The organism is Stenotrophomonas sp. HMWF003 (assembly GCF_003061285.1).
GTDB classification, from domain to species: Bacteria; Pseudomonadota; Gammaproteobacteria; order Xanthomonadales; family Xanthomonadaceae; genus Stenotrophomonas; species Stenotrophomonas maltophilia_AP.
In genome coordinates, this window is the sequence record NZ_QAIW01000118.1 from 1 (window position 1) to 4,897 (window position 4,897).

The 4,897-nt window shown below is 65.8% G+C and carries 7 protein-coding genes and 4 tRNA genes; 10 read left to right on the forward strand and 1 reads right to left on the reverse strand.

Annotated features, from left to right (window positions below):
• The 3 genes from DBR34_RS04620 to DBR34_RS04630 all read left to right on the forward strand — a co-directional run.
• Positions 1–474: helix-hairpin-helix domain-containing protein (locus DBR34_RS04620; RefSeq protein WP_343125603.1), on the forward strand; the 474-nt coding region annotated here is incomplete at its 5' end.
• Positions 475–483: 9 nt separating this feature from the next.
• Positions 484–1,107: a CDP-diacylglycerol--glycerol-3-phosphate 3-phosphatidyltransferase gene (gene pgsA / locus DBR34_RS04625; RefSeq protein WP_128095903.1), complete on the forward strand. Its 624-nt coding sequence runs from the start codon at positions 484–486 to the stop codon at positions 1,105–1,107.
• Between the two features lie 46 nt (positions 1,108–1,153).
• Positions 1,154–1,229 (forward strand) — tRNA-Gly (locus DBR34_RS04630).
• Between the two features lie 90 nt (positions 1,230–1,319).
• Here DBR34_RS04630 and DBR34_RS04635 read toward each other — a convergent pair.
• Positions 1,320–1,667: a hypothetical protein gene (locus DBR34_RS04635; protein ID WP_128095904.1), complete on the reverse strand. Its 348-nt coding sequence runs from the start codon at positions 1,665–1,667 to the stop codon at positions 1,320–1,322.
• A gap of 167 nt (positions 1,668–1,834) precedes the next feature.
• On the opposite strand from DBR34_RS04635, the gene DBR34_RS04640 reads away from it, so the two are divergent.
• The 7 genes from DBR34_RS04640 (at position 1,835) to DBR34_RS04670 (ending at position 4,889) form a co-directional block, all read left to right on the forward strand.
• Positions 1,835–2,941, forward strand: coding sequence for an NAD(P)/FAD-dependent oxidoreductase (locus tag DBR34_RS04640; protein ID WP_128095905.1), 1,107 nt, complete (start codon positions 1,835–1,837; stop codon positions 2,939–2,941).
• Between the two features lie 138 nt (positions 2,942–3,079).
• Positions 3,080–3,155 (forward strand) — tRNA-Gly (locus DBR34_RS04645).
• 146 nt (positions 3,156–3,301) lie between these two features.
• Positions 3,302–3,377: transfer RNA gene (locus DBR34_RS04650), tRNA-Gly, on the forward strand.
• Between the two features lie 73 nt (positions 3,378–3,450).
• Positions 3,451–3,524, forward strand: a tRNA-Cys gene (locus DBR34_RS04655).
• A gap of 137 nt (positions 3,525–3,661) precedes the next feature.
• Positions 3,662–4,114 (forward strand): BLUF domain-containing protein, encoded by a 453-nt coding sequence (locus DBR34_RS04660; RefSeq protein ID WP_128095906.1) that lies wholly within the window; start codon positions 3,662–3,664, stop codon positions 4,112–4,114.
• An 86-nt stretch (positions 4,115–4,200) separates the two neighbouring features.
• Positions 4,201–4,422: a hypothetical protein gene (locus DBR34_RS04665; RefSeq protein WP_128095907.1), complete on the forward strand. Its 222-nt coding sequence runs from the start codon at positions 4,201–4,203 to the stop codon at positions 4,420–4,422.
• Between the two features lie 230 nt (positions 4,423–4,652).
• Entirely contained in the window at positions 4,653–4,889 is a 237-nt protein-coding gene (locus DBR34_RS04670; protein ID WP_128095908.1) for a hypothetical protein, read from the forward strand.
• The last annotated feature ends 8 nt before the right edge of the window (positions 4,890–4,897 follow it).

The window sequence follows — 4,897 nt, forward strand, 5'->3', positions numbered from 1 at the left end:
GTGCTGCCCGACCTGCTGCTGATCGACGGTGGCGCCGGCCAGCTCGGCCAGGCCCAGGCGGCACTGGCCGACCTGGGCGTGGAAGGGGTGATGCTGGTGGGCGTGGCCAAGGGCGTGGAGCGCCGGGCAGGGCATGAGGCGCTGGTGCTGCCCGATGGCCGCGAACTGCGCCCCGGCGCGGCCTCGCCGGCCCTGCAGTTCATCCAGCAGGTACGCGATGAGGCCCATCGTTTCGCCATCACCGGCCACCGTGGGCGCCGCCAGAAGGCGCGCATGACCAGCAAGCTGGAGGATATCGCCGGCATCGGCCCGCGCCGCCGCGCCAGCCTGCTCAAGCATTTCGGGGGGCTGGTCGGCCTGAAAGCGGCCGGGGAGGCCGAAATCGCGAAAGTCGAGGGCATCAATGACGCCCTCGCTGCGCGCATCTACGCTAACCTTCATGGACTGCCCACGCCCGACGCGGCGGGCGAGTAGAGAGATGCGATGAAGTTGACCCTCCCCACCTGGCTCACCCTGCTGCGGATCCTGATGATCCCGGTGCTGGTGCTGGTGTTCTACCTCCCCTACAAGTGGACCAATTTCGCCTCCGCGGCGATCTTCGGCCTGGCTGCCATCACCGATTGGCTGGATGGCTGGATCGCCCGCCGCTACAACCTGGCGTCCGCGTTCGGCGCGTTCCTCGACCCGGTCGCCGACAAGCTGATGGTGGCCGTGGCGCTGTTCCTGATCGTGCAGGGCCATCCGACCGCGTGGATGGCGGTGTGGGCGGCGGTGATCGTCGGCCGCGAAATCGCCGTGTCGGCACTGCGCGAGTGGATGGCCGAGATCGGCCAGCGCGCCAAGGTGCGCGTGGCCCTGATCGGCAAGATCAAGACCACCGCGCAGATGGTGGCGCTGCTGTGCCTGCTGTACTCGGTGGCGCCGCATACGCCGATGCAGGACATCTGGATGGGCGTGCAGGTGTTCCACATCGGTGACTGGACGCTGGCCATCGCCTCGATTCTCACGTTGTTCTCGGGCCTGCAGTACCTGCATGCGGCGTGGCCGAGCCTGCGTGAGGACGAACGCCTGGCCCGCGAAACCGCGCGTGCGAAAAAGAATGCGTAAGGGCTGTTGACACCTGCGCATTTGGTTGTAGAATTTCGCCTCCCAAGCGGGAATAGCTCAGTTGGTAGAGCGCAACCTTGCCAAGGTTGAGGTCGCGAGTTCGAGTCTCGTTTCCCGCTCCAGATACAGCGTCCACCGGCATTCCATCGCGGTGTGAAGCGACGAAAAAAGCGACCTTCGGGTCGCTTTTTTCGTATGCGCGCCGCGCGTCGTCAGCGGCGCTGGCCGATGCGCACCTTGCACCAGGTGCGGATGTCATCGCGCTTGAAGCCGGGGCAGGCATTGTCGATAGGCAGGTACACGTAGGCGGCTTCGTCGAGGTAGACGAAGTGGTAGTAGTTCCGGTCGTCCTTGCCGTACAGCCAGTAGTTCGACGACCCCTGATTGATCACGTAGGGCTCGAACGAGAAGATCGAAGACTCGGCCGGGAGCACGTTGCTCCTGTCCAGCAGCAGCATCCACGCGTTGGAGCCCACGTTGGTCGCCATGCAGGCGATGAGCAGCACCGCCAGCAATGCGGCCATGCCGAAGAATGCGTTGCGCGGGGTGCGGGTAGTCATGGCGCTCGATGAGGGCGCGTGGTGCGCCGGAGAAACGCGGATTCTCCCATGCACACTGCATGGGCGGGCAGGCCGAGCGGCGCTTCATACCCGCTTCACCACAACTTCATGGCCGCTCCGCCATCGGCCGGGATCCTGTGCCCCTTATCGCACAGGACACCCCTTGAATGGAGACGTCTTCTACCGCCTACGACTGGGACCTTGTCGTTGTCGGTGCCAGCTTCGCCGGCGCGGCCTGCGCGCTCGCCGCCGTCCAGTACGGCCTGCGGGTGTGCGTGCTGGAGCGCAAGGCCGATCCCGGCGCGCGACTGCACACCACCGGCATCATCGTCAAAGAGGCCATCGAACAGACCTGGCTGGGCCGGGCGCCGGGTGAGCTGCTGCAGCGGGTAGAGCGGGTGCGGCTGTACGCCCCCAGCCTGCGCAGCGTGCTGCTGGCGGCCCCGGGCTACTACTTCATGACCACCGACACGCCGAACCTGCTGCGCTGGCTGGCGGCCGAACTGCGCGCCAATGGCGTGGACCTGCGCCTGCAGCAGTCGTTCACCCACGCCCGGCGCGACGGTGACGGCTGGCAGGTGGAGGGGGCAGGGCGCACGCGCTATCTGATCGGTGCCGACGGCGCCACCTCACGCGTTGCGCAGCGCACCGGGCTGGGCCGCGTGCAGGACAATCTGTACGGGGTGGAGCAGGAGTTTGCCGGCGTCCAGCTGGCCGAAGCCGGGGCGCTGCACTGCTTTGCCAGCAAGCGCTTCGCCCCGGGTTACATCGGCTGGGCGGCGCAGAATCCGACCGGCGTGCAGATAGGGCTGGCGCTGCGCCATGATCCGACCCATGCACGGCAGCCCGATATGGAGGGATTCCTGCAGCATGTACGCGACGTGGTCGGCCTGCCGGCGGCAGCGGTTGCGACCGCGACGCGCGCCGGGCTGGTGCCGTGCGGCCTGCCGGATGGCCCGATCACCGCGCCCGGGGTGATCCTGACCGGCGATGCGGCCGGTATCGTGTCGCCGCTGTCCGCCGGCGGCATCCACTCGTCCTGGCGGCACGGTTGGGCGATCGGCGACGCCGCTGGCCTGCGACTGCGTGGCAACGGGCCGCCACCGGAAACCGTGGCACGCAAGGCAGCCCCCACCTTCCGCCGCAAGCGCCTGATGCGCTGGGCGATGGACCACCTGCAGATGGACTGGCCGCTGGATCTGGTGCTGCACTCCGGCGCGATGCGACGGGTGGCCGAGCAGGTGTATTTCCATCGGCGCGGGATGCGGGTGTAACGGGCGCTCTTTCCGCTGAACAAGCATGTTGACGGCGTGAAGGAATCCCGACACAATAGCGCTCCTTCGACGCAGGTCGATGGGCCGGCAGCCTCCAGCACCTCACGGTGCGGTGCAGTCGGGGCAAGCAGAAAGTCTGCGGGAATAGCTCAGTTGGTAGAGCGCAACCTTGCCAAGGTTGAGGTCGCGAGTTCGAGTCTCGTTTCCCGCTCCAGATTTCGACAGGGCCCCCTTGGGGCCTTGTTTATCTCCGCGGTGGCACGCGGGCATCCTGATCGGCAGGTTCGACAGGGATGTGAAATAAAGTGTGAAAAGGCTGGTGTGTTACCTGCGGTTTCGGTAAGATACGCGCCTGATTTTGCGGGAATAGCTCAGTTGGTAGAGCGCAACCTTGCCAAGGTTGAGGTCGCGAGTTCGAGTCTCGTTTCCCGCTCCAAATCCTGACCAGGCCCCGTTCTCGGGGTCTTGTTTTATCGGGGTATCATTGCCCGGTAAGCTGTAGGGTCACCGGCCTGGTGGCAGAGTGGTTATGCACCGGACTGCAAATCCGTTGAGATGGGTTCGATTCCCGTCCAGGCCTCCAAATTGTTGACGCATGAAGCCCGCGAAAGCGGGCTTTATCGTTTCCGCCGGGTCGGGTCTCATCTGAACGCTTCAGTGAGGTGGTTTATCCGGACCGCTGAAAGTGACAGCATCTCCCTTCAATCCAAGGACACGCCCATGCCCCTTCGCGCGATTGCCTATGTCAGTGAGGCGTCGGCCGGCTTGTCCAGTACCGTGCTGGATACGCTGGTCGACGATGCCGCCCGCTTCAACACGGTGGCCGGCGTCACCGGCGTGCTGCTGTTTGATGGCGGCCGTTTCCTGCAGTACTTCGAAGGCCCGGAAGACGGCATGGCCGCCGTGCACGAGCGCATCCTGCAGGCCCGCAGCCACCATGGCATCGTGGAGCTGAGCCGGGGCCGCGTGCCCCAGCGCTACTTCCCGTTCTGGGGCATGCGCTGGCTGGGTGTCGAGCCGGCCCTGATCCGCCAGCTGTCGGCCGGCGACTGGGCCGGGTTTGCACGCCGGGTCAATGACGGCGCGGCGGTAAGCACCGGTCTGGACCGGCTGCTCGACCTGCTGGCGCACACCGTGCCCGCGCACCCGGCCATGCCGGCGGCGGCCCGGTAAATCGCCGCCACGGGCGCCCCGGTCTTCACCGCACCGGCACGACCCGTTGACCACGATGCAGGCTCGTTCACTTCCGAGGTCCTGCCATGACATTGCCCCAGCTGTTTGCCGCCACCGGGGCACCGGGGTCGTTCTGGGCGTCGCCGAGCAACGTGAATGGCGTGCTCTGGCTGGCGATCGGCCTGGCAGGCATCGGGTTCTCGCTGGTGCTGGCCAAGGCGCTCAAGCGCTTCAACGGTCTGGTGTGGGCGCTGCTTGGCGTGGGGATCGCCATCTGCGCCTACGGGGTCTGGCGGCTGGCGTCCTAGCCTGGCCGCGTCGGCGGTTTTGACATCACGCTGTCAACATTCCCGGCCCATCCTGCCTGGGTGGAACGGGGGTAGCGCATCTGAACCATTCAGCGATGTCCTCGCCAAAGTGCCTTCTGCCGATTGACTTGGTGCGAGGACCGTGCAAATTTTGGGTGAAGCGCAAGTGAACCTGCACCACGCAGGGTGGTAGCTCGTCTCCGAGGCAAGGCAAGTCCAAGGGAGGTCGTATGCACTACGACGTACATGACTTGGCAAATGGCGTGCGCACCGAGCTGGAAGCCAGTTACAGCAAACATGGCTGCGGCCCGGAATTCTGGACCACCTACCAGCAGGTGCTTGAGCGGTTGGTGCCCAAAGGGCGCAGCCGTACCCAGGTCACCAACGAACTGGCGTTGATCATCGAGCAGTTGGGGATCGTGCGGCGCGCGCAGATGGTGCCGCCACGCAGTACCCGCCTGCGCTGAGTTTCCGG

Excerpts from the sequence above, each read along its gene's own strand:
- DBR34_RS04640 (WP_128095905.1), top strand. The coding sequence starts at position 1,835 with ATGGAGACGTCTTCTACCGCCTACGACTGGGACCTTGTCGTTGTCGGT.
- DBR34_RS04660 (WP_128095906.1), top strand. The coding sequence starts at position 3,662 with ATGCCCCTTCGCGCGATTGCCTATGTCAGTGAGGCGTCGGCCGGCTTG.
- DBR34_RS04665 (WP_128095907.1), top strand. The coding sequence starts at position 4,201 with ATGACATTGCCCCAGCTGTTTGCCGCCACCGGGGCACCGGGGTCGTTC.
- pgsA (WP_128095903.1), top strand. The coding sequence starts at position 484 with ATGAAGTTGACCCTCCCCACCTGGCTCACCCTGCTGCGGATCCTGATG.
- DBR34_RS04635 (WP_128095904.1), bottom strand. The coding sequence starts at position 1,667 with ATGACTACCCGCACCCCGCGCAACGCATTCTTCGGCATGGCCGCATTG.
- DBR34_RS04670 (WP_128095908.1), top strand. The coding sequence starts at position 4,653 with ATGCACTACGACGTACATGACTTGGCAAATGGCGTGCGCACCGAGCTG.